Origin of the sequence: Labrys miyagiensis, from assembly GCF_030160835.1 — a bacterium.
Lineage (GTDB): Bacteria > Pseudomonadota > Alphaproteobacteria > Rhizobiales > Labraceae > Labrys > Labrys miyagiensis.
In genome coordinates this window covers 56,639-76,201 of the sequence record NZ_BSPC01000007.1, presented here as the reverse complement: position 1 = coordinate 76,201, position 19,563 = coordinate 56,639, and the positions used below count along the sequence as shown (strand labels likewise).

The 19,563-nt window shown below is 67.0% G+C and carries 23 protein-coding genes; 11 read left to right on the top strand and 12 right to left on the bottom strand.

Translation table 11 applies throughout. The features are described 5' to 3' along the window. The first annotated feature begins 124 nt into the window (after positions 1-124). Positions 125-322, top strand: coding sequence for a hypothetical protein (locus QQL24_RS04850; RefSeq protein WP_284310777.1), 198 nt, complete (start codon positions 125-127; stop codon positions 320-322). Between the two features lie 53 nt (positions 323-375). Here the strand turns inward: QQL24_RS04850 and ampC are convergent, their stop codons facing one another. Both ampC and QQL24_RS04840 read right to left on the bottom strand, forming a co-directional pair. Then, positions 376-1,554, bottom strand: coding sequence for a class C beta-lactamase (gene ampC, locus QQL24_RS04845; RefSeq protein WP_284310776.1), 1,179 nt, complete (start codon positions 1,552-1,554; stop codon positions 376-378). A 177-nt stretch (positions 1,555-1,731) separates the two neighbouring features. Beyond that, positions 1,732-2,739 carry a GSU2403 family nucleotidyltransferase fold protein gene (locus QQL24_RS04840; protein ID WP_284310775.1) on the bottom strand — a complete coding sequence of 336 codons (1,008 nt, stop codon included), beginning with the start codon at positions 2,737-2,739 and terminating at the stop codon, positions 1,732-1,734. Positions 2,740-3,046: 307 nt separating this feature from the next. Between QQL24_RS04840 and QQL24_RS04835 the strand changes: the two genes are divergently transcribed. Next, positions 3,047-3,529, top strand: coding sequence for an NUDIX hydrolase (locus tag QQL24_RS04835; protein WP_284310774.1), 483 nt, complete (start codon positions 3,047-3,049; stop codon positions 3,527-3,529). Between the two features lie 93 nt (positions 3,530-3,622). On the opposite strand, the gene QQL24_RS04830 is transcribed toward QQL24_RS04835, so the two are convergent. Next, the gene (locus QQL24_RS04830; protein WP_284310773.1) at positions 3,623-4,165 is read right to left on the bottom strand and encodes a DUF1993 family protein; all 543 of its coding nucleotides are present in this window, start codon (positions 4,163-4,165) and stop codon (positions 3,623-3,625) included. Between the two features lie 204 nt (positions 4,166-4,369). Here QQL24_RS04830 and QQL24_RS04825 point away from each other — a divergent pair, with 204 nt between their 5' ends. After that, entirely contained in the window at positions 4,370-4,609 is a 240-nt protein-coding gene (locus tag QQL24_RS04825) for a DUF1127 domain-containing protein (RefSeq protein ID WP_284310772.1), read from the top strand. A 51-nt stretch (positions 4,610-4,660) separates the two neighbouring features. Here QQL24_RS04825 and QQL24_RS04820 read toward each other — a convergent pair whose 3' ends face one another. Then, complete coding sequence (locus QQL24_RS04820) at positions 4,661-6,193, bottom strand: bifunctional AfsR/SARP family transcriptional regulator/alpha/beta hydrolase (protein ID WP_284310771.1); 1,533 nt, start codon at positions 6,191-6,193, stop codon at positions 4,661-4,663. Between the two features lie 177 nt (positions 6,194-6,370). Here QQL24_RS04820 and mddA point away from each other — a divergent pair, with 177 nt between their 5' ends. Continuing rightward, the gene (gene mddA / locus QQL24_RS04815; RefSeq protein WP_284310770.1) at positions 6,371-7,132 is read left to right on the top strand and encodes a methanethiol S-methyltransferase; all 762 of its coding nucleotides are present in this window, start codon (positions 6,371-6,373) and stop codon (positions 7,130-7,132) included. Between the two features lie 75 nt (positions 7,133-7,207). On the opposite strand, the gene QQL24_RS04810 is transcribed toward mddA, so the two are convergent. The 3 genes from QQL24_RS04810 to QQL24_RS04800 form a co-directional block, all read right to left on the bottom strand. Beyond that, the gene (locus QQL24_RS04810) at positions 7,208-7,390 is read right to left on the bottom strand and encodes a hypothetical protein (RefSeq protein ID WP_284310769.1); all 183 of its coding nucleotides are present in this window, start codon (positions 7,388-7,390) and stop codon (positions 7,208-7,210) included. Between the two features lie 36 nt (positions 7,391-7,426). Then, entirely contained in the window at positions 7,427-7,588 is a 162-nt protein-coding gene (locus QQL24_RS04805; RefSeq protein WP_284310768.1) for a DUF1328 family protein, read from the bottom strand. Positions 7,589-7,673: 85 nt separating this feature from the next. Then, entirely contained in the window at positions 7,674-9,074 is a 1,401-nt protein-coding gene (locus tag QQL24_RS04800) for an MFS transporter (protein ID WP_284310767.1), read from the bottom strand. A gap of 154 nt (positions 9,075-9,228) precedes the next feature. Between QQL24_RS04800 and QQL24_RS04795 the strand changes: the two genes are divergently transcribed. Continuing rightward, positions 9,229-10,179 (top strand): LysR family transcriptional regulator, encoded by a 951-nt coding sequence (locus QQL24_RS04795; protein WP_284310766.1) that lies wholly within the window; start codon positions 9,229-9,231, stop codon positions 10,177-10,179. A gap of 90 nt (positions 10,180-10,269) precedes the next feature. Beyond that, complete coding sequence (locus tag QQL24_RS04790) at positions 10,270-10,950, top strand: dimethylsulfonioproprionate lyase family protein (protein WP_284310765.1); 681 nt, start codon at positions 10,270-10,272, stop codon at positions 10,948-10,950. Here QQL24_RS04790 and QQL24_RS04785 read toward each other — a convergent pair. Further along, positions 10,937-11,578, bottom strand: coding sequence for a TetR/AcrR family transcriptional regulator (locus QQL24_RS04785; RefSeq protein ID WP_284310764.1), 642 nt, complete (start codon positions 11,576-11,578; stop codon positions 10,937-10,939). The two genes, QQL24_RS04790 and QQL24_RS04785, sit on opposite strands and share 14 nt — an antisense overlap. Positions 11,579-11,643: 65 nt before the next feature. Here QQL24_RS04785 and QQL24_RS04780 point away from each other — a divergent pair, with 65 nt between their 5' ends. The 4 genes from QQL24_RS04780 to QQL24_RS04765 all read left to right on the top strand — a co-directional run bounded on the left by QQL24_RS04780 (position 11,644) and on the right by QQL24_RS04765 (position 14,788). Further along, entirely contained in the window at positions 11,644-12,273 is a 630-nt protein-coding gene (locus tag QQL24_RS04780) for a DinB family protein (RefSeq protein ID WP_348536427.1), read from the top strand. 189 nt (positions 12,274-12,462) lie between these two features. Further along, positions 12,463-13,344: an alpha/beta fold hydrolase gene (locus tag QQL24_RS04775; protein WP_284310763.1), complete on the top strand. Its 882-nt coding sequence runs from the start codon at positions 12,463-12,465 to the stop codon at positions 13,342-13,344. 393 nt (positions 13,345-13,737) lie between these two features. Continuing rightward, entirely contained in the window at positions 13,738-14,229 is a 492-nt protein-coding gene (locus QQL24_RS04770) for a GNAT family N-acetyltransferase (protein WP_284310762.1), read from the top strand. 160 nt (positions 14,230-14,389) lie between these two features. Further along, a complete protein-coding gene (locus tag QQL24_RS04765; protein ID WP_284310761.1) occupies positions 14,390-14,788 on the top strand; it encodes a YybH family protein in 399 nt (132 codons plus the stop codon). Positions 14,789-14,821: 33 nt separating this feature from the next. On the opposite strand, the gene QQL24_RS04760 is transcribed toward QQL24_RS04765, so the two are convergent. Beyond that, positions 14,822-15,274 carry a GNAT family N-acetyltransferase gene (locus QQL24_RS04760; protein WP_431310640.1) on the bottom strand — a complete coding sequence of 151 codons (453 nt, stop codon included), beginning with the start codon at positions 15,272-15,274 and terminating at the stop codon, positions 14,822-14,824. A gap of 203 nt (positions 15,275-15,477) precedes the next feature. On the opposite strand from QQL24_RS04760, the gene QQL24_RS04755 reads away from it, so the two are divergent. Further along, the gene (locus QQL24_RS04755; protein WP_284310759.1) at positions 15,478-16,221 is read left to right on the top strand and encodes a metallophosphoesterase family protein; all 744 of its coding nucleotides are present in this window, start codon (positions 15,478-15,480) and stop codon (positions 16,219-16,221) included. Between the two features lie 83 nt (positions 16,222-16,304). Here QQL24_RS04755 and QQL24_RS04750 read toward each other — a convergent pair whose 3' ends face one another. The 3 genes from QQL24_RS04750 to QQL24_RS04740 all read right to left on the bottom strand — a co-directional run bounded on the left by QQL24_RS04750 (position 16,305) and on the right by QQL24_RS04740 (position 19,518). Then, positions 16,305-16,907 carry a dimethylsulfonioproprionate lyase family protein gene (locus tag QQL24_RS04750; RefSeq protein WP_284310758.1) on the bottom strand — a complete coding sequence of 201 codons (603 nt, stop codon included), beginning with the start codon at positions 16,905-16,907 and terminating at the stop codon, positions 16,305-16,307. A gap of 449 nt (positions 16,908-17,356) precedes the next feature. Further along, positions 17,357-18,955 carry a purple acid phosphatase family protein gene (locus QQL24_RS04745; protein ID WP_284310757.1) on the bottom strand — a complete coding sequence of 533 codons (1,599 nt, stop codon included), beginning with the start codon at positions 18,953-18,955 and terminating at the stop codon, positions 17,357-17,359. 182 nt (positions 18,956-19,137) lie between these two features. Continuing rightward, on the bottom strand, positions 19,138-19,518 hold the full coding sequence (locus QQL24_RS04740) for a VOC family protein (protein ID WP_284310756.1): 381 nt from the start codon (positions 19,516-19,518) through the stop codon (positions 19,138-19,140). Between the last annotated feature and the right edge of the window lie 45 nt (positions 19,519-19,563).

The following is a 19,563-nucleotide window of genomic DNA, read 5'->3' as shown; positions in this document are numbered from 1 at the left end:
CGGCGGGCCGCGTCTTGTCTTTGCTCTTGCGCCGGACAAGCATTTGCTGGCTATAGAAGGCTGGCTCACAACTGTCTCAACCGGGGGAAAAATGCCTGCTGCTCTGAGGAAGGTCCGTGCATCGATGTCCGGCAGGGTTTCCTACGATGTTCTGCTGAACACCAGCGAGCGGGCGCTGGAGAGCAAGCTCGACCGCCGACCGGATGTGATCATCCCGCCGCCGGGCGGCGGGATCGCGGGCGAGCCCGAGAGGGTGATGAGCGGTGTGTATTATCTCGGCCATCCCGGCATAACGACGACCATATCCACGACGGCCGAGTGAGTTGGGGAGGTGTGCCACGCCTCTACACAAAGTTGGCGCCCAGAACTGTGCCCTTACCCCGCCCATTTCTCCAGCGCGGAGAGGATGCCGTAGGCTGCGGTCACCCGCGCCTCGTTGGGGTAGCTGCGGTTCGCCAGCATCGCCACGCCCAGAGCCTTGGACGGCACGAAGGCGGCGTAGGCGCCGAAGCCGTTGGTGGAACCGGTCTTGTTGGCGAGCAGGGGCCGTCGCGCAGGCAGCGGCGGGTCGAGCGGCGCAACCGTGTTGGCGTTGCGCGCCATTTCGGCCGAATTGCCCGCCAGCAACCGGTCGAGGCCGACGGGGTCGTCATACATCTCCCATCCCAGGCCCTGCACCATGCCGCCGATGCGGTCATAGCCGCTCTGCGTGACGGCAATCGCGCGCCGGAAGTTGTCGTCGAGGCCCGCGCCGTCGATGACCGCCTCGAGATAGCGCGCCATCTCCGCCGCCGAAATCTTGACGCCATAGGCCTCCGAATCCAGGGCGCCCGGCCCGACGCGGATCGGCTTGTTGGCCTTGGCATAGCCCCAGGCATAGCTCTCCATCTCCGTTGCACGCACCGTGATGAAGGCGCGTTTCAGGCCAAGTCCGGGAAAGATCGTGCCTTGCATCAGCGCGTCAAAGGGCTGGCCGAGGCTGCGGGCGGCGAGATAGCCGAACAGGCCGATGCTCGGGTTCGAATAGAGCCGCCGGGTTCCGGGGGCAAAGGCCGGGCGCCAGCTCCGGAAATAGCCGAGCATGCTGGCTTCGTCCTTCACCCCTGCCGGGAACTGCAGCGGCAGGCCGCCCGCCGTGTAGGTGCCGAGATCGATGAGGCTGATCTCGTCGAAGCTGCTGCCGGCGAGAGCCGGCCAGTGGTGGCTCGCCTTGTCGCCGAAAGCGAGGGCGCCGCGCGCCTGCGCCCAGCCGCCGAGGATGGCGGTGAAGGTCTTCGAGAGGGAGCCGAGCTCGAACAGCGTGTCTTCGCCGACCTTCTGCCCGCTCTCGCGGGAGGCGACGCCATAATTGAAGAAGGAACGCTTGCCGCCGATTGTAACGGCCACCGCCATGCCGGGCACGTCGTGCGCCTGCATCAGCGGCACGATCGCGGCATCGACGGCCTGCCGCAGCGATGGCCGGGCAGTCTGTGCCGTCGCGGACCGGCCGGATAGCAGCGGGAGGGCGAGCAGAGAGCCGGCAAGGGCCTGCCGGCGCGAGAGCAACAAGGTCATGCCTGTCTCCATGGCGGGGCCTTCGCCTAAAGCATTTTCCAGAAAAGTTGATAGACTTTCCGGTTAAGAAAATGCGTAAAAACAAAGAGTTGGAGAAAAATCGCGATTCGGAGAAATCGCGATTTGCTCTAGGACAGTATTTTGGCCGAAAGTCGGCGATGGATCAGCGATGGCCGCTTACGGCGTCAGGTCCTCCTCCGTCAGCGCCAGCATCTTCATGCTGCGCTCGATATTCGTGCGCCATTTCGGCCCGCTGGTGCGCGCCTCTTCCCAGATGTCGTGCAGCAGGAAGGGGTCGTTGGCATGGAGGATCGCGATCAGCGCGCCGGCCTGGGCGAGATCCTTGTCGCGCTTGGCCACGCCAATCGAACGTTCCTGCGCCACGATCAGCTTGTGTATGGCATAGCGGGCCGGATTGGGGATCGTCACCTTGATGCCGTCATTGTAGAGCGCCACCGCCTTGATCGCGTCCTGGATCAGGAATTCCATGAAGTGCAGCGGCGTTGCACCGGCGCCAAGCCCCGCAATATTGACGACACCGTCGTCCTCCCGGTTTCGGACGGGCGTAAGGATCTCCACTTCGAAGCCAGTCGAAGCCCGGAATTTTCGCGGCAGATCGGTTCTATGCAAGCCGGGGGCCGACTGAAAGCTCGGATCGGCGCGACGCAGCACCGTCGTGAGGTCGGCGTCGCCCCTTGTATCGGCAACAGAGGCCACGGCGAAATCGGCATCCTGCGTCATCGAAAAGGCAGCGGAGGGGATAGCGCCCACGATGGGCGCATAGAGCGAGAAGGCGACGGTGCCGACCAGCACCAGGCCGCTCTCGAACAGGCCGGCGCGCGACACGGCCTCAAGCAGCCGGCCGACCTCGAGCGAGGGGCCGGGCAGGCCCGCCCGCTTGAGCATGGAGACCTGCGTGCGGCGGCTCCTGGCATGCTGCGCTTCGGCCTGGATCAGCGTAGATTCTTCAACGGCCTGCTCGTTCTCGGCCGGACCGAGATAGCGCTGGATACGGGTCTGGCCGTGTTTTTCAACCACGTAGAGATAGGTATCGCCCCGCACCTTCTTGCGCGAGATAGATCCGGGCTGTCGCTGCACGGCCTCGACCTTTTGCAGGAGATCGGCATAGAGTGTGAGGGCTGTGGGTGAAATCGAGCCGTGGGGAGGTGCCGAGAGCGCTGCCATGGAGAACTCGTCTGCTGGATGGACGTTGAGCGGAACGGGCCGCAGGGGGTGTATACACGATTTTCAATAATTGTGTATAGCAAGGTCAACGATCGGTACGGCCCCGGCGCTCGCGTCAGAGCAGCATTGGGCCCGGCTTGTTATCAAACCAGGCCCGGCGTCCACAGGAACGGCACCAGCATCGCTACGTGCCGGGCATAGGCGCCATCGCGGCCGAGTGCCTCGCGCCTACGCCGCGGAGCCCCTTGCCTGTCACGCAGAAATACCGCCTCTGCGTCATAAAGGACTGGCGGAGCGGGGAAATTCAGTGCAGCACACGATCATCGACATCCTGCCCAATCCAACCCGCCGCCAGGTCGCGGCGCTGCCCTTGCGCGAGCGCGACGGGCGCGTGGAGGTCTGCCTCATCACCACCCGCACCAGCCATCGCTGGACTGTGCCGAAGGGCTGGCCGATCAAGGGCTGCAAGGACCATGTCGCCGCGCGCATCGAGGCCGAGCAGGAGGCTGGCCTGACCGGGCGCCCGCACAAGAAGGCGCTCGGCTCCTTCCTCTACTGGAAGCGCTGGGCCGACCGTTTCGAGCGCGTGGAAGTGAGCCTCTATCCGCTACGGGTGACCGGCGTCCTGCGCGCCTGGAAGGAACAGGCCGAACGCAGCGTGCAATGGATGAGCCTGACCGACGCCGCCATCATCGTCGACGACCCCGGCCTCGCCAGCCTGCTCGGGAGGCTGTCGGGCAGGGTCGCGGGAGACGAAGGCGCTATTGGCTCTTATCCGCTCCGGTCTTGACCGCCTTCACCAGAGCAAAGCGCGTTTAGGCGCAAACGCTGCTTTGCTCTCACTCTTTGTTTCGACGCGTCTTTGCGATTCTTGCCGATGCCGTCAAATCGCAAAACGCTTTAGATCGACATCCGCGCCATAGCGATGAAAGCCGTCGAAATCGCCCTTGCCAACCGGGCAGCCGGCCTCGCGCAGGATCGCGTAGGCCATGGCGAGGTGGAAGAAGAAGTTCGGCAGTGCATAGCAGGTGACGAATTCCAGCGCCGGCCGTTCGAACACCGCCTGGCCGGCCTTCTCGCTCACGGGCTTGCCCTCGGCATCGGCGAGCGCCTCCCGCGAGATGGCGGCCAGCGCAGCGCGGGTGCGGCGTGCGAGGATGCGAACATCTTCGATGCTGTCGAGAGCCCCATCGGGGAGCGCCAGCGGCACCGGGAGCAGCGGGTTCACCGTGCGCAGCGCAAAGCCGATGGCGATCTTCAACTGCCATTTCAGCGGAAACATGCCCTCCCGCAACGCTCGGTCCAGAAGCGCTGCTTCGTCCGCGCCGCTGTCGCGCAGATGCGTCCCGGCCTTGGCAAGGAGCCCGTCGAGATTGTCGAGGTAGCGCAGGAGGACGGGCAAGGTGATGTCGTAAAGCTCGGCCATGGTCCCTCGGCGCTTTTCGCATGATCCCGCTTGGTACAGCCAGAACGCAGGAGGAGGCAAACGCTGCGGCGAGGAACGACAGTCCCTGCGCCCCGATACAACGCTCTGCCCGCCGAATTCAGCGTTTCCTCCAACGCTGGCGCAGACGCGGGCGCGGCAGAAGGGTAGTGCGCCGATGGTGGCGCAATGGCGAAGGAGGTTGCCATGTCATCCGTTATCGATGAGCTCTACGATCCGCCCCGGCCCCGCCGGGCCTTTTCCATCCACGCGCTGTTCAGCGCCCTGTCATGGCCCGCCCGCCGCTGGCTGGCCCGGCACGTCGAGGCCGTCGCCGGCGAGCGGGCGCTGCTCGAAATGCCCGATCATCTGCTCAAGGATATCGGCCTGTCGCGCTGCGAGGTGAGCTATGCCATCCGCCACGGCCGCGAAGGGCTGGAGGCTTGAGCGGCCCCGCGCCCCGGTGCAGGGCCGTGCTGCGTCGCGGCGGCCGGGCGGTCAGCTCGTAGCGTCCACGAAGGCCCGAAAATGGCGGACGAACTGCCCGAAGGCCGGTTCGTTCTCGGTAAGAATGTGGTTGCCGGAATCAAGCTCGATGAAGCGGGCATTGGCGATCTCGGCCGCGAAGGTCCGGCCCGAGGACACCGGCGCCACCGCATCATCCCGCGCATGCAGCACCAGGGTCGGCACCTTCACCTGGGCCAGGAGATCGCTGACGTCGATATCCCCGAAGCTGTTCTGCAGCCGCCAGGCATTGTCAGGCGAAATGGTGCGGCTCTGCAGCGCGTCCAATGCAGCGATGTGCTCCTCGGTGGCGTCCTGGATGAACATCGAGGTGAAGAGCTGACGGAAGCGCGCATTGTTCTGGCCCCAGCCCTCGCGCATCAAGGTCGCCAGGGCTTCGCGCATCGCCACCTCGCGCGGATTGCCGCGCTTGCGCCAACCCTTGACATAGCCACCATAGAGCACCAGCCCGGAGATACGCTCGGGATGGCGGGTGGCATAGGCCACCGAAATGGCGCAGCTCTGCGAAATGCCCAGCAAGGTGAAGCGCTCCAGGCCCGCCGCCTCGACCACGCACTCCAGATCCTCCACCATGGCGTCGAAGGAAAGGTCCTCCGCTTCGCAGTCGGACAGGCCGTTGCAGCGCTCGTCATAGCGTACCAACTGATTGCGCTCGGAAAGGGCATGCATCCAGTGCCGCCATACCGGGCTTTCCCAATCATATTGCAGATGCGACATCCAGTGCGCCGCCCGCAGCACGGGCTTGCCCCGGCCGGCAATGGCATAGGCGATGCGAACGCCGCCGGCCCCACGGCAGAAGCGCACCTCCTGGTGGGCGAGATCCCGCGCGGGCCTGGTCACCGGCGCCGGAACAGGCGGAACGTCCGCGCACGGCGTCGCGGCGGCCTGCGCCAGGGCCGAACGGTTCAGCCGTTCGACCTGCCGGCCGATTTCCTCATTGCCGGGCAGGGCGCTTGCCATGGCATGGGCGTAGCGCAGGGCCCTGGCCGGCTCTCCCTCCAGCCGCGAGACCAGTTCGCGCAAGAGGTTGAGCCGGCCGATCTCGAGCTGGTCGCACAGGGCCGTGCGCCAGGCCTCGAAATCGGGGCAGCGCGGCAGGCTGACATCGGCGAGAAAGGGGCCGGCCATCAGGGCGTAGGTCGCCTCCAGTTCCTCGGTGGAGCGGTTGGCAAGCGCGGAACGCTCAAGCGGGCCGAGGCGCTCGAGGTCGAGCCGGCGGCCCGGCTGCATCTGCACCACGCTGCGGTCGGCCTGCAGCATGTCGGCCGCCTCCTCCGGCAGGAGCTGGCGGATCTTCGACAGGCTCCAGCGCAGGCTCGCCTTTGGATCGTCGGGGATGTCCCAGAACATCTCGCAGAGCCGCTCGCGCTGATGCGGCTTTCCGGTCACCGCCAGGAAGGCGAGCAGCGCTTTGGTCTTCTTCGAAGGCGGAAAGCCCACGGGGGCTCCCTCGCTCAATAGCTGGAAATCCCCGAGCACACGTATCTCGAGCATATCTGCAGTCATCGTCCCGAACCTCCGGTTTTCGCGCTCGCGGCGCCCGAAAACCGCCCCAGATTGATAATAACACGCCAGCCGCCGGTAATTCCACGATTGCTTCAACGCTGGCCTATACGTCGGTGCTGTTGAAGGGACTGAGCACAGCGGGGTGAAGGATATCTACCCCAAGCTCAGGAGACGCCCGTGACACGCATTCTCAAGGCTGGTTTCGGCCTCATATCCTATCTCATCTTCTTTCTGACCTTCCTTTACGCCGTCGGCTTCACCGCAGGGGCCTTCGTGCCCAAGGGCATCGATGACGGCGAGGCCGGCCCCCTGCTGCCGGCGCTGGCAGTGAACCTCGTCCTGCTCGGCCTGTTCGCCGTGCAGCACAGCGTGATGGCGCGGCCCGGCTTCAAGGCGCTGTTGACGCGCATCGTGCCCAAGGCGATCGAGCGCAGCCTCTTCGTGCTGCTGGCGAGCCTGGTGCTCGACTTGCTCTATTGGCAATGGCAGCCGCTCCCCGGCGTTGTCTGGTCGCTGGAGGGCACGCCCGCCACCCTGGTCTGGTGCCTGTTCTGGTTGGGCTGGGGGCTGGTGCTGCTCAGCACCTTCCTGATCAGCCACACCGAACTCTTCGGCCTGCGCCAGGTTCTGGATGACTGGGCCGGCCGCAGCCCGGCGGCGATGATGTTCAAGACGCCCTTGCTGTATCGCCTGGTGCGCCACCCGATCTATCTCGGCTTCATCATCGCCTTCTGGTCGGCGCCGGTGATGTCAGCGGGCCATCTGATGTTTGCGACGGTGACCACGGCCTATATCCTGGTCGGCATCCAGCTCGAGGAACGCGACCTGCTGCGCCTCTTCGGCGCCCGCTATGCCGCCTACCGCCAGCAGGTCTCGATGCTGCTGCCGCTGCCGCGCCGCCATCCCAGCCTGCGCCGGCACACCCTCGGGCAGGAGTGAGCGGCCTGGGGTGTGCCGGTCTCATGGCCGGCACACGCCGCCTACGTTCGCAGGAAGGCGGGGCACGATCATCCCTCAGCGCGGGATGGCGAAGCCTTCCACGTCCCGGAGATCGGTCAGGGCCTTGCGGATGAAGTCCTCAGCTTCCTCGCGGCTCTCCACGGCCTGGCCATGCACCACCATGCCGTCATCGTCGAAGATCACCGCCACGATCTTGAAGTCGGCCACATCCGACTCATAGACGAAACCCTTGTTCATGCCTCTCTCCACTCCTCATCATGCGGCAATGCCGCCTCAAGCGATCGACAGGAGGCCCAACATCACCAGCAGGAACACCACCAGCACCACCCCGATCAGGATACGCGCCCCGGCCGCCGCCGTGCCCGCCAGCCGCGGCATCCCGAGCACGCTCGCCACCGCGGCGATGATGAAAAGAATGAGGATCCACTTGATCATGACGGCCCACTCCGCGCTTGGCTTCCATAGCAGGAAGCAAACCCGGCTCGGGGAAGGTTTGTTCCGGGGCGATGTCCCTCGCTCCTCAGGCCGCCACCTTCTCCGCCACGCGCCGGCCGGCTCTCAACGTGCTCACGGCGGCGGCGAGGACCGCCAGCACGGCGCCGATGGCAAGGCCGGCGCGGGGGGCCGTGTCGGCCGGGGCGAGGGTGAAGAGCAGCGTCATGATGACGGAGCCCGCCGTCTGGCCTGCCAGGCGCGCGGTGCCCTGCATGCCGCCGGCCGCGCCGCTGCGGGCGCGGGGAGCCGAGAGCAGCATGTTGCGGTTGTTGGGCGTCTGGAAGAAGCCGAAGCCCAGTCCGCTTGCAATGGTGAAGGGAATCAGCAGCAGCGGGTTGCCCTGCAGCGGCCACAGCGCTGCGCCGGCAAGGCCGACGGCGAGGCAGGCTCCCCCGGCCGCGCACAGCCAGGCCGAGGAGACCCGGTCCGCGATGCGCCCTGAGACCGGGCCAGCGATCGCCGTGGCGAGCGGCCATGGCGTCATGAAGAGGCCGGTCATGAAGGCGTCCTGGCCGAGGCCGTGATGCAGGTAGAAGGGCAGCGCCACCATGCCCGCCATCTGCCCGGCGAAGCAGCAGATGGAGGCCATCACGGAAATCCGGAAGGACCCGTCGCGCAGCAGGTCGAGCGGGATCAGCGGGGCGGTGCGGGGCAGCTCGCGCCGGATCAACGCCGTGAGACTGAGAGCGGCAGCGGCGAGGAGCCCGGTTGCGAGTGCGGGCCGCGTGACCAGGAGGTCGACGCCGACCACCAGGGGCGCGAAGGTGCCGGCATTGAGCAGCACGCTGAGGCCATCGATCCTGCGCCCCGTGCCGCCCGTGCGGGGCAGGGCCCGCGCCGCCAGCAGCACGACGGCTCCAACCGGCAGATTGACGGCGAACAGCCAGGGCCAGGTGGCGACCGACAGGATCGCGGCGCCGATCGTGGGACCGGCCGCCGCGGACAGCGCGATGACGAGGGCGTTCCAGCCAAGCACCGCACCCAGCAGCCTTAGCGGCGTCGCGAACCGCAGCAGGGCCACGGCGAGCGCCATCACGCCTGCCCCGCCGATGCCCTGGACGAAGCGCGCCGCCACCAGCCAGGGCAGCGAGGGGGACAGGGCGCACAGGGCGGAGGCGGCGGTGAATACGACGACGCCGGCGATGAACACGCGGCGGTAGCCCCGGCTTTCGCCCAGGGCCGCGGCGGGCAGCAGCGTCATCACCAGGGCCATCTGGTAGGCGGTGACCACCCAGATCGACTGGGAGGAGGAAACCCGCAGCGCGGCGGCCATCGTCGGCAGGGCGACATTGGCGATCGCGCCGTCGAGCACGACCAGGACGACGGCCGCCAGGACGGCGGCCACGACATAGTGGCGCTGCGGGGTGGGCAGTCCGTCCTCCGCGGCATCGGGATCTTCCTTGCCGTCGGCAGTGGAGGCTTTCATGGCGTTCAACATGGTCGTGATCTTTCCGGATGAAGGTGTCCGGGACAGGATAGTGCCGGCCAGCCATGGCGGAAGGCGCAGGGGATGCATTGAATAGCTGCATGCAACGCCATGTCAGGGATGAAGACACCCATCGACTGTGCTAGCCTCGCGCATGCCCGAGACCGACCTCAACCTCCTGACCGCCCTCGACGCCCTGCTCGCGGAAGGCAGCGTCGCCGGCGCGGCCCGCCGGCTGGGTCTCAGCGCTTCCGCCATGAGCCGGACGCTCGCCCGCCTGCGCGCCGCCACCGGCGATCCCCTGCTAGTCCGCGCCGGACGCGGCCTCGTGCCGACGCCCCATGCCGCCCTGCTGCAGGCGCGCGTGGGAGAGCTGGCGCATGAAGTGCGGGCGGTGCTGCAGCCGGTGGCCGAGGGGTTGGACCTTACCAGCCTCGAGCGCGTCTTCACCATCCGTGCCAATGAGGGCTTCGTCGATGCGCTCGCCGGCCGGCTCGTTGCCGCCGCCAGGCTGGCGGCACCCGGGGTGCGCCTGCGTTTTGCGCCGAAGCCGGACAAGGATGTCCGCCCGCTGCGCGAGGGACTGATCGACCTCGAGATCGGCGTGCTCGGCGCCAGCGGGCCGGAGGTGCGCGTGCAGGCGCTGTTCCGCGACCATTTCGTCGGCGTGGTGCGGCGCGGGCATGCGCTGATGGCGGGCGAGATCACGCCCGAGCGCTATGCCGCCTGTTCCCATGTGGTGACCTCTCGGCGCGGGCGCTGGGATGGCCCGGTCGACGAGGCGCTGGCGGCGCTCGGCCTCAGGCGCCATGTCGTGGTCATGGTTCCCGGCTTTCCCGCCGCGATGGCGGTGGCCTGCACCACCGACCTGGTGGCACTGGTGACGCATTCCTTCATCCGCGCCGAGCAGGAGCGTTGGCTCGAAACGGCGCAGGCGCCGGTCGAATCCTTTCCCCTGCCAGTGCGGACCGCGGCGATCACGATATCGCAGCTCTGGCATCCGCGTCTCGATGCCGATCCGGCCCATCGCTGGCTGCGCGGCCTGCTGCTCTCCACCTGCCGTGCCTGGCACCATGGCCTGGAGGAAAGCCGCGAGGGCGAATGATCGTCCCGCTTGCCTGCCGGCCGATCCGATGCCTATGCTTTGCCGCGCCGGCTCCCTTGTGTGGCCTTGACACTATCCAGGGACGACAGCATGTCCGAGCCGCATCGCGCCCAACCATCCGCCGGCACGGCGCCGGATGCTCTGCTCGCCCGGCTGCTCGGCGAGATCGGCCGCCTCCTCGGCGGCGAGGCCGAATTCGCCCGCCCCTTCCTGGCCGCCCTGCCGCGGGAACCCTTCCACCGCCAGCCGGGCGATGGCGAGGCGTTTCTGCCCGTGCTGCGCGACTGGTCCGATTGCCTCGCGCGTGCGCCGAAGGAGCAGGCGGCCCTTGCGCCCGTGGCCGAGGTTCTTGCGGCCCTCTCGCCCTTTCTGCGCTGGCGGCAGAATCCCAACTACCGGGTGAGCCCGCCCGATCCCGGCTTTCTCGACGGCTATGGCTATAGCGAGATCGCCGGCCCCTATGGCCTCGTCGCAGCCGGCATCCGTTGCGGCGTGCTGTTGCTCGGCCCGCACATCTTCTATCCCGCGCACCGCCACCCGGCGGAGGAGATCTACATTCCTCTCACGTTCGGCGACTGGCAGCGGGGGGAGGCGGAGATCGCCGTGGGCGGGTGGACCGAAAGGCCTGCCGGCGCGGTGATCCATCACCCACCCAAGGCGCCGCACGCCATGCGCGCCGGCGAACAGGCCCTGGCGGCGCTCTATCTCTGGCGCGGGGATCTTGCCACGGAGGCGAGGCTCGATGTGGCAGGGAAGGCTATGCCGTCCTGACGCCAGCCGCCCCCTCCGCCAGATAGAGTTGGATGATCCGCGCGAGTTCGCCCCGGATCGCCGCGTCTCCCAGCCTGCCGCGGCGGGCGGCGTTGTGGATCACGCCGTCGATGGTGTCCGAGATGATCGCGCCCATGGTCTCGTCATCGACACCGCCACGGCGCCCGCGATAGGCCGCGGCGATATCGGTGAAGCAGGCCATGTAGTCGGCCTCGACCCGGGCGTTCTGCTCCCAGAATTCGTCCATGCCCGGCGCCTCGTCGAGCAGCACGCGCTGCAGGCCGGGATGGAGGCGGTGGGCGGCGATGAGGTTGTCGACGAGACCGGCCACGAAGTCCTCCAGCGGCATGTCGCCCGCTCCGGCCCGCTTCACCGCGGCGAGGCTGTCGTCGAGATGCCGACGCCGGATGGCGCCGACCAGCGAGACCTTGTCGGGGAAATATTGATAGAGCGAGCCGATGCTCACCCCGGCCGCCTCCGCCACCTTGTTGGTGGTGAAGCCGGCCCAGCCCTCGGCGCTCAGAATGCGAGCCCCGGCCTCGATCACCGCCTCTACCGTGGCCCGCGAACGGGCCTGGCGCGGTTCTTTGCGCAGGGCGGCGCGGGGCCTGACAATGCGAGTAGACAATTTTCCGCTCCCGCTCAGAATATGGAGAACTTACTCACATTTTCGCGGGAACGGGAGTATCGGCGATGAGCACCCTGCTGCGCACCCTCTATGGCTATCACGCCTGGGCGAATGCCGAGCTCATCGGCAAGCTCGCGCTGGTCGATCCGGTGGCGCGGGCCGAGGCCCTCAAGACGGCGCTGCGCCTCGTCAACCACTATCACGTGGTCGCCCGCATCTTCGCGGCGCATCTCACCGGCGGCGCGCATCCCTATGCCTCGGACAACACGGTCGAGACGCCGGCGCTGGCGGACCTTGGCGCCAGTCTCGCCGCGATCGACCGCTGGTATCTCGATTATATCGGCGAGGCCTTGCCCGAGACGCTGGGGGAGCCCGTCTCCTTCGCCTTCACCGATGGCGACAGAGGCTGCATGACGCGGGAAGAGATGCTCCTGCATGTGGCTGTGCACGCCACCATCCACCGCGGCGAGGCCTGCCGCATCCTGGCGCAACTCGGCATCACGCCGCCCTGGGACACGCTGGCGGTCTATCTGCACCAGACGGAGCCGGGGCGGAGGGAGCTGGGGAGGGGAAGAGGCGCGTCGCGAGCCTCCCCCACGAAGCTGGGGGAGGTGGCACGACGTAGTCGTGACGGAGGGGGTGTGGCCCAACGGGCTCGACAAAGAAGAAAAGGCGGAGCTTCTTCCCGGGAGTGATTTCAGCACTTCCTTTTTTGGGTCGAGCCCGTCGGGCCACACCCCCTCCGTCATTGCTTCGCAATGCCACCTCCCCCAGCTTCGTGGGGGAGGCTTTTCGCGTCGCGCCTCTTTCACAACTCCCAATCACTGTTGACAAACTCATGTCAGCAGCATGCCTCTAAGCTCTTCTCCCCCGGAGCCCCACGCATGAAATCCATCCAGGCCGGCGTCCTCGATATCGCCTATCTCGAAACCGGGCCTGCCGATGGGCCGCCCGTCATCCTGCTGCACGGCTTTCCCTATGATATCCATGCCTATGACGCGGTGTCCGATCTCCTTGCCGCCTCGGGCCTGCGCTGTCTCGTGCCCTTTCTGCGCGGCTACGGGCCGACACGCTTTCTCTTGGCTGAGACTCCGCGCTCCGGCGAGCAGGCGGCGCTCGGGGCCGATCTCCTCGCCTTCATGGATGCGCTCGGCATTCCCCGCGCGCTCCTCGGCGGCTATGACTGGGGCGGGCGGGCCGCCTCGATCGTCGCGGCGTTGTGGCCGGAGCGCGTGCGGGGCCTGGTGAGCTGTGGCACCGGCTACAACATCCAGGACATCGCCCGCGCCGGCATTCCAGCCGAGCCGGAGGAAGAGGCGCGCTTCTGGTACCAGTATTACTTCCATTCCGAGCGTGGCCGGGCCGGCCTCGCGCAAAAGCGCCGCGCGCTCTGCCATCTCCTGTGGAAGCTGTGGTCGCCGAGCTGGGCCTTCGACGAGGAAACCTTCGCGCGTAGCGCCGCCGCCTTCGACAATCCGGATTTCGTCGACATCGTCATCCATTCCTACCGCCATCGCTATGGCGGCATCCCCGGCGATCCCGCCTATGCCAGCATCGAGGCGCGCCTCGCAGCGCAGCCCGCCATCACCGTGCCGGCAATCGTGCTGCAGGGCGCCGACGACGGCGTCGACCCGCCTGCCCCCGAAGACCGCGACGCCCCCCATTTCACCGCCGCCTATGACCGCCGCATCCTCCCGGGCATCGGCCACAACCTGCCCCAGGAGGCACCAGAGGCGTTCGCGCTGGCGATGCGGGAGCTGGGTTGAGGAATGCTCCCAGTCCCTGGTAATCACGCCCCGTTAGTCCACGGGTGCTAACTTTGTGGGCAGAGGCGGAATCCAGCTCGTCATTGCGAGCGCAGCGAAGCAACCCAGGGGCAGCAGACACCGCACTTTGGCCCCTGGATTGCTTCGCTGCGCTCGCAATGACGGTCTTTCGCCTTTATCGACCAAAGTAGCGCCTATGCCCCGTGAGCTGCATCGCCGTGGCACCTCTCCCAAACACAATCGCGATAAAAGCGTCACGCCTGGGAGTGGAAACTTTACGCCTCGGCTTGTTACGCCTCGCTCGGGCGTTGGATAGTCTGCACTGACCCCGCGATTCCATTCTTCACGGCCGCGCCTCAAACCAAGATCGTGCAAGCCAAGCGAACCGACCCGATGCTCAAGATCCGCCCCTTTGCTCCGGATGATATTCCCCAGCTCGTCTTGCTGCTCCAGGAGATGCAGCGCCATTACGGCGTCCCGGTGCCGGCCGCCGATGCGATCCGTGCCTCCCTGAATGCACTGCCGGCGGGAGCCGGAATCCTGCTGGCCGAGACGGATGCCATCATGGGCTTCGTGGCCTTCTCGTCGCTCTATCCCGGCCCGGGGCTGAAGCCCGGCCTGTTCATGAAGGAGCTCTTCGTCTCGGAGCGGGCGCGGGGCCAGGGCGTCGGCAAGGCGTTGCTGCGCGCGCTTGCGCGCCTCGCCCTCGAGCGTGGCTTCGCTCGGATCGACTGGACCGCCGACCGGCGCAACGAAAGGCTGCAGCGCTTCTATGCCGAGCTCGGCGCGCAGGCACAGGAGGACAGGGTCTTCTTCCGCCTCTCCGCCGATGCGCTCGTCGAGGTTGCCGGCGCGACGCTGGAGCAGCGGGCAGGGGGATCGTGACGAACGCTGCCATCGCCGGATGAGGCGCCCTCCCTCCCCAGCTTCGTGGGGAGCCCCCGCGCCTTTCCTGGGACGGGTTCTGCGGCTTGTTCCGTCGTAACAACATGGCACCACGCTCCGTAAAGCTTGGCATACGCGTTCCTTGCGCCAGGAGGCAGCCATGACATCCGACAGCGATCAGCACGCCATCCGCAGCCTGATCGAGGCCTGGTGCGACGCCGTGCGCCGACGCGATTATGAGGGCATCCTGAAGAGCCATTCGCCCGGCATGCTGATGTTCGACGTGCCCGGGCCGTTCCAGAGCGAGGGCCTTGCAGCCTATCGGGCGACGTGGGATCTCTTCCTCGGCTGGTCCACCGGCCCCGTGAAGTTCGAGTTCTCCGACATCCGGATCACCGCCGGCGAAGATGTCGCCTTCGCCACCGCCCACGGCCATTGCTACGGCCCCGACGACAATGGCCAGCCCGCCGATCTCGACTTCCGCTTGACCATGGGCCTGCGCAAGATCGCCGGCGAATGGATCATCGAGCACGAACATCATTCGGTGCCCGCGCCCTGAGAAGGGTGGCGCCTCTCCGCTGATCCCAAGGCGCTATCCGCCCCGCCGCCAGCGATAGAGCACGTCAGGCTCGCGCTCCTCATTGCCGCTGCCATCGGTCTCCCGCACTGCCACGAAGCCCTGCCGCTCATAGAAGCGGCGGGCGGGGAGGTTCCTCTGGAAGGTCCAGAGTTGCAGCTCCGCCGAGGCCGCCTTGGCGAGCGCCAGCAGCACCGCGCCCGCGCCCTTGCCCTGATGCTGGGGAAGCACATAGAGCTGGTCGACCCAACCCTCCCAGAAGGCGATGAAGCCGACGATCTCCTCTGCCAACGCTCCCCAGACTTGGCATTCGGCAAAGACCTGATTGCGGAAGAAGGCCCGGTCCTCCTCCGGCGTATGCAATCCCGCCAGCCAGGGCAGCCGCTGGTCGAACGCCGTGCGATGGATGAGGGCGGCGCGATCCATGTCATCGAGGCTGAGGCGGCGCAGGGTGAAGGGAGCGGGCATCGGAGCTTGCGGGGAAGGGGTTTCCGTCATGGGGAGAGTGCCTGTGCAGTTCCGGTCCACCTCTATCCTCCCTCCCCGTAAACGAGGCGAGAGGGCGCAATCGGCGAGCTTTATGCTTGGATGCGTCGTCGCGCCCAAGCGGGTGCGATAGTTGACGCAACGTCGCTTCCGCGCAAGTCTCAGTCTTTGCCCGGGAATCACTCATGCGTATCGCTGTCATCGCCGACATTCACGGCAACGCCCTCGCCCTCGAGGCGGTGCTTGCGGACCTTGAGCGGCGCGGTGGGGCGGACCGGATCGTCGACCTCGGCGATTGCGCCTCCGGGCCGCTCTGGCCGGCGGAGACCATGGCGCGGCTGGAAGGGCTGGGGGCGCTGACGGTGCGCGGCAATCATGACCGCTGGGTGGGGATGCTGGCGCCGGAGGCGATGTCGCCGGTCGACCGCTTCACGCATGATGCGCTGACGCCGGCCCAGCACAGCCGCCTCGGTGCCCTGCCCATCATCGCCGACGTGGCGCCCGGGATCCTCGCCTTCCATGCCGGGCCGGAGGACGATTGCCTCTATCTCATCGACAAGGTGGTGGAGGGCGAACTGGTGCGCGACCGGCCCGAGGCGATCGCGTCGCGGCTCGGCCGGCTCGATCCTGCGGTGCGTCTCGTGCTCTGCGGCCACAGCCACCGGCCGGATTGCGCGCAGCTCGGCGATGTGCTGGTGGTCAATCCCGGCAGCGTCGGCCTGCCGGCCTACAAGGTGACGGAAGCGCCGGCGCATGTCTCCGAATCCGGCGCGCCGTTTGCCCGCTATGTGATCCTCGACTGGGACGGCGCGACGCCCCGCCTCGATTTCATCGCGGTGCCCTACGCCCATGAGGAAGCCGCCCGCCAGGCCGAGGCCCATCGCAGCCCCGGCTGGGCCGAGGCTCTGCGCACCGGGAGGCGGAAATAAGGGGCGAGGGGGGTGGCCCTGCCATGGGGGCAGACATTTTCCTTTCAGAACGGTCCACGACGTCATTCCGATCGGATATCACTCTAACCGTTCCCCGACCACAGACACCAGATGGCGAAGAGCGGGCGTTCGTCCGAGGCCATGGCGTGCAGGATGCCCGGCGGGTTGTGGAAGGTGCCGCCGATGCCGGGTTCCTGCCAGGGCTCGCCGCCATGGCTGAAGCGGCCGGGCGAGAGCACCAGATAGACTTCCTCAGGCGGGTGGTCGTGATCCGGATAGCGCACGCCGGGCGCCAGCAGCGAGACGCCGATGCGCAGATCCTCGCGCTCCTCCAGCCCGCCGCGGCCGATGATGGTGGCATTGGCATGCCCGTCGGCGAAGCGCTCATTGGCGTTGGGTCTCTCGCCGCCGCGCTGGATCCAGTGCAGCGAGGGTGCCAAGGTGGCGAGAGCCTGGCCCACCGTCTCCAGCACGGCCGCGCTGCCCTTGAGCTCGTCGAGCGCCGGCTCGAGCTGGTCGCAAACCGGCAGCCGCGCCGGCGTGCTGGTGCCCTTCGGCCCGGCTTCCTCCAGCGCCGCGAAGACCTTCGCCTGCATGGCATCGGCCTGCGCGCTCTTCTCCGCGTATCGGAGCGCCGTGCGCAGGGCCGTCACGAAGCGCTGCAGATCAGGGTCCCGCTCGCTCACCTCGAACCTCTCTTCTGGCTTGAGCCCTCCGCAGGCTTATCCGATTCTTCAGACGCGGCGGCAAGAATAGGCACGGGAGTCGTTCTTCGACTGTGGCTATCTGATTTACAGATCGTAATATTGATCAGCCCGGGCTCTGCGATTGGGCGAGATGAAACGGTTTAGAACGAGGCGAGCCGATTGCGTCCCCTCGCCCCGTTTTTACGGGGAGAGGATAGAGGTGAGGGGCTGCGTAACATTTACAGGACTGTTTTCTTAAATGAATCAGTGGGATACGTAGAAGGGATGCGCCGCCCGATCGCCACGCTTTGCAGAACGCAAATCTCACGAGCCTGTGCAGCCCCTCACCTCTATCCTCTCCCCGTAAGAACGGGGCGAGGGGACTTCGAGGGCGCGTTCCATGTTCTACCGTCTCATCTCGCCCCACCGCAGAGACCGGCCCGCTCCCCTCAATCCCGCCGTGGCCTGCGCAGCGTGAAGCTCTCGAAGGGCGCGATCTGGCCGTCCGGGCCCACCACGTCGTAATAGGTCACCTTGATGGTGGTCATGTCGCCCGGGCCCTTGCCCGGGTCGAGCTCGAAACCGGCGAAGCCATAGGCGTGGGCGGCGTTGCGCACGGCCGACCAGGGCGCCACCTCCGTCACATAGATCGGCGTGCGCTTGTGGGTGGCGGGGTTCTTGTCGCCCACGCTCGTGATCACGCGGCAGCAGGGCGGGGTGAAGAAGAGTTCGTTGGAAGGCACCGAGGTGCCGCCGCCGCCGATCACCATATGCACCGTGCCCTTGGTGGTGTCGATCACGTCGGTGGCGGTGCCGACCGGAATCGGCGTCAGCGTGGCGTTGTTCTGCTGGCCGCGGATGGGGTGGGAGCGCTCGTAATGGTGCTCGTGGCCGCACACCACCAGGTCCACGCCATATCTGTCGAACAACGGCAGCCATTCCTGGCGGATGCCGAGGTCGGCGCCGTTGAACTTGTCGGCGGTGGAGATGGCGACCTGGTGCATGCACACCACCAGCCAGTCGATTGCCTTGTCGTCGCGGGCGGCCGCGAGCTCCTTCTCGAGCCAGGCCTTCTGGGCGCCGTTCGAATAGCCGCGCACATAGGAATCGCCGCCATCCTGGTAGACGATGTCGTCATTGGCGATGGCGACCACCCGCACCGAGCCGGCGGTGAAGCTGTACCACAGGCCATGCGTTACCTCCGTCTGGCCCTCGGCCGGCGGCAGGGAGAAATAGGTCTGGTAGGCCCTGTAGCCGATCGGCCCGTTGCCGAGCTCGTTCTCGTGATTGCCGGGCGAGGGCATCCAGGGGCGATTGCGGGCGCTGCGGCTGTTGTTGTTCCAGAAGTCCCACCAGGTGCGCACGCGGTCCTGCGCGAGATTGGCGTAGCACAGGTCGCCGTTGAAGAGGTGGAAGAGCGGGCGCAGCCGCTCGACGCCGAGCGTGGTGTCGCCGGCGGCGGGCGAGCCGAGATTGTCGTTGATATAGGTGGTGCCCTGCAGCGTCACGCCCGCCGGCGGGGTGAAGACCTTGCCGAGGGTGGGCGTGCCCTGGTCGCCGAAACTGGTGAAAGTGAGGGGCCGGCGCCCGCGCGGGGCGGTGCGGAAGGTGCCGAATTGCGGCTCGGCGCCCTCATGCAGCGCGGCGTAGAGATAGGCGGCATCGGCGTCGAGGCCGCCGACCTTGGCGTGATAGGCATAGACTGTCTGCTTCGACTTGCCGTCGATATAGCTGGCTTCATCCGCCGCCACCGTCTGCTCCAGTCTGCCGTCGGGCCGGCCGATCAGCACGCGCGGCTGCTTCACCGGCTGCAGCGTGTGCCAGGAGACCACCATCTCAGCCGAAGCGTCGGCGCCGAATTGCAGATGCAGCCCGGCCACCGGAGGCGTCGCCAGCGGATCGGCCGCGCCGGCGCCGATCGCGGCCGGGGCCGCCTCCTCGGCCTTGGCAAGGGAGGCCGTCAGCAGCACCCCGGCGCCGAGTCCCGCGGCGGCGAGGAGCTTGCGGCGGCTGATGTCGAGGCTGGTGTCGCTGTCGGGTGCGTTCATGGCGGGCGCTCACGCAAGGGGAGGAAATCTCAACGCTAGCGCGATTTTATGACAGTTGCGCGGTGGCGCGCACTAAAGATCGCGCCTGATCAAGTGGCCGCCAAGAATATCGGTTGCACTATTAGAATTAATTCTATCAATGGTTGTGTATTGTATAATCCGGGCAAGGTGCCGTCGGCTCGCTACTGGGTCGCGATCCACCAGATATTGCCGCTGCCATCGCTCACCCCGGCGCGGCGGTCGTCGTCGGCGCGCTTGCGCACGGGCTCCTGCACGCTGGTGCCGCCGGCCTTGAGGGCGCGTTCATAGACGGCCTCGACATCGCGCACATAGACATGGATGTGCACCCCCTCGGACAGCTCCGTCCTGGCGCCGCCGCCGAGCATGACGATGCTGTCGTCGATGCGCAGCTCGGCATGCATCAGCGAGCCGTCGGGCCGGTCGAAGCGGCGCAGCAGCTCCGCCTTGAAGGCGGCGGTGAGGAAGGCGATCACCCCCTCGGCATCCCGGCAGATCAGATAGGGGCTGACGGAATTGTAATTTGCCGGCTTCCAATCCTTCATGGGGCCTCCCGGTGTGTTTGACGATTGGAACGCCCGGGATGGCGG

Coding starts and splice junctions, on each gene's coding strand:
- QQL24_RS04805 (WP_284310768.1), bottom strand. CDS start 7,588: ATGATCAAGTGGATCCTCATTCTTTTCATCATCGCCGCGGTGGCGAGC.
- QQL24_RS04760 (WP_431310640.1), bottom strand. CDS start 15,274: ATGCCCGCTCCCTTCACCCTGCGCCGCCTCAGCCTCGATGACATGGAT.
- ampC (WP_284310776.1), bottom strand. CDS start 1,554: ATGACCTTGTTGCTCTCGCGCCGGCAGGCCCTTGCCGGCTCTCTGCTC.
- QQL24_RS04765 (WP_284310761.1), top strand. CDS start 14,390: ATGACATCCGACAGCGATCAGCACGCCATCCGCAGCCTGATCGAGGCC.
- QQL24_RS04790 (WP_284310765.1), top strand. CDS start 10,270: ATGTCCGAGCCGCATCGCGCCCAACCATCCGCCGGCACGGCGCCGGAT.
- QQL24_RS04770 (WP_284310762.1), top strand. CDS start 13,738: ATGCTCAAGATCCGCCCCTTTGCTCCGGATGATATTCCCCAGCTCGTC.
- QQL24_RS04775 (WP_284310763.1), top strand. CDS start 12,463: ATGAAATCCATCCAGGCCGGCGTCCTCGATATCGCCTATCTCGAAACC.
- QQL24_RS04795 (WP_284310766.1), top strand. CDS start 9,229: ATGCCCGAGACCGACCTCAACCTCCTGACCGCCCTCGACGCCCTGCTC.
- QQL24_RS04780 (WP_348536427.1), top strand. CDS start 11,644: ATGAGCACCCTGCTGCGCACCCTCTATGGCTATCACGCCTGGGCGAAT.
- QQL24_RS04850 (WP_284310777.1), top strand. CDS start 125: ATGTCCGGCAGGGTTTCCTACGATGTTCTGCTGAACACCAGCGAGCGG.
- QQL24_RS04745 (WP_284310757.1), bottom strand. CDS start 18,955: ATGAACGCACCCGACAGCGACACCAGCCTCGACATCAGCCGCCGCAAG.
- QQL24_RS04810 (WP_284310769.1), bottom strand. CDS start 7,390: ATGAACAAGGGTTTCGTCTATGAGTCGGATGTGGCCGACTTCAAGATC.
- QQL24_RS04825 (WP_284310772.1), top strand. CDS start 4,370: ATGTCATCCGTTATCGATGAGCTCTACGATCCGCCCCGGCCCCGCCGG.
- QQL24_RS04800 (WP_284310767.1), bottom strand. CDS start 9,074: ATGAAAGCCTCCACTGCCGACGGCAAGGAAGATCCCGATGCCGCGGAG.
- QQL24_RS04840 (WP_284310775.1), bottom strand. CDS start 2,739: ATGGCAGCGCTCTCGGCACCTCCCCACGGCTCGATTTCACCCACAGCC.
- QQL24_RS04820 (WP_284310771.1), bottom strand. CDS start 6,193: ATGACTGCAGATATGCTCGAGATACGTGTGCTCGGGGATTTCCAGCTA.
- QQL24_RS04755 (WP_284310759.1), top strand. CDS start 15,478: ATGCGTATCGCTGTCATCGCCGACATTCACGGCAACGCCCTCGCCCTC.
- QQL24_RS04830 (WP_284310773.1), bottom strand. CDS start 4,165: ATGGCCGAGCTTTACGACATCACCTTGCCCGTCCTCCTGCGCTACCTC.
- QQL24_RS04740 (WP_284310756.1), bottom strand. CDS start 19,518: ATGAAGGATTGGAAGCCGGCAAATTACAATTCCGTCAGCCCCTATCTG.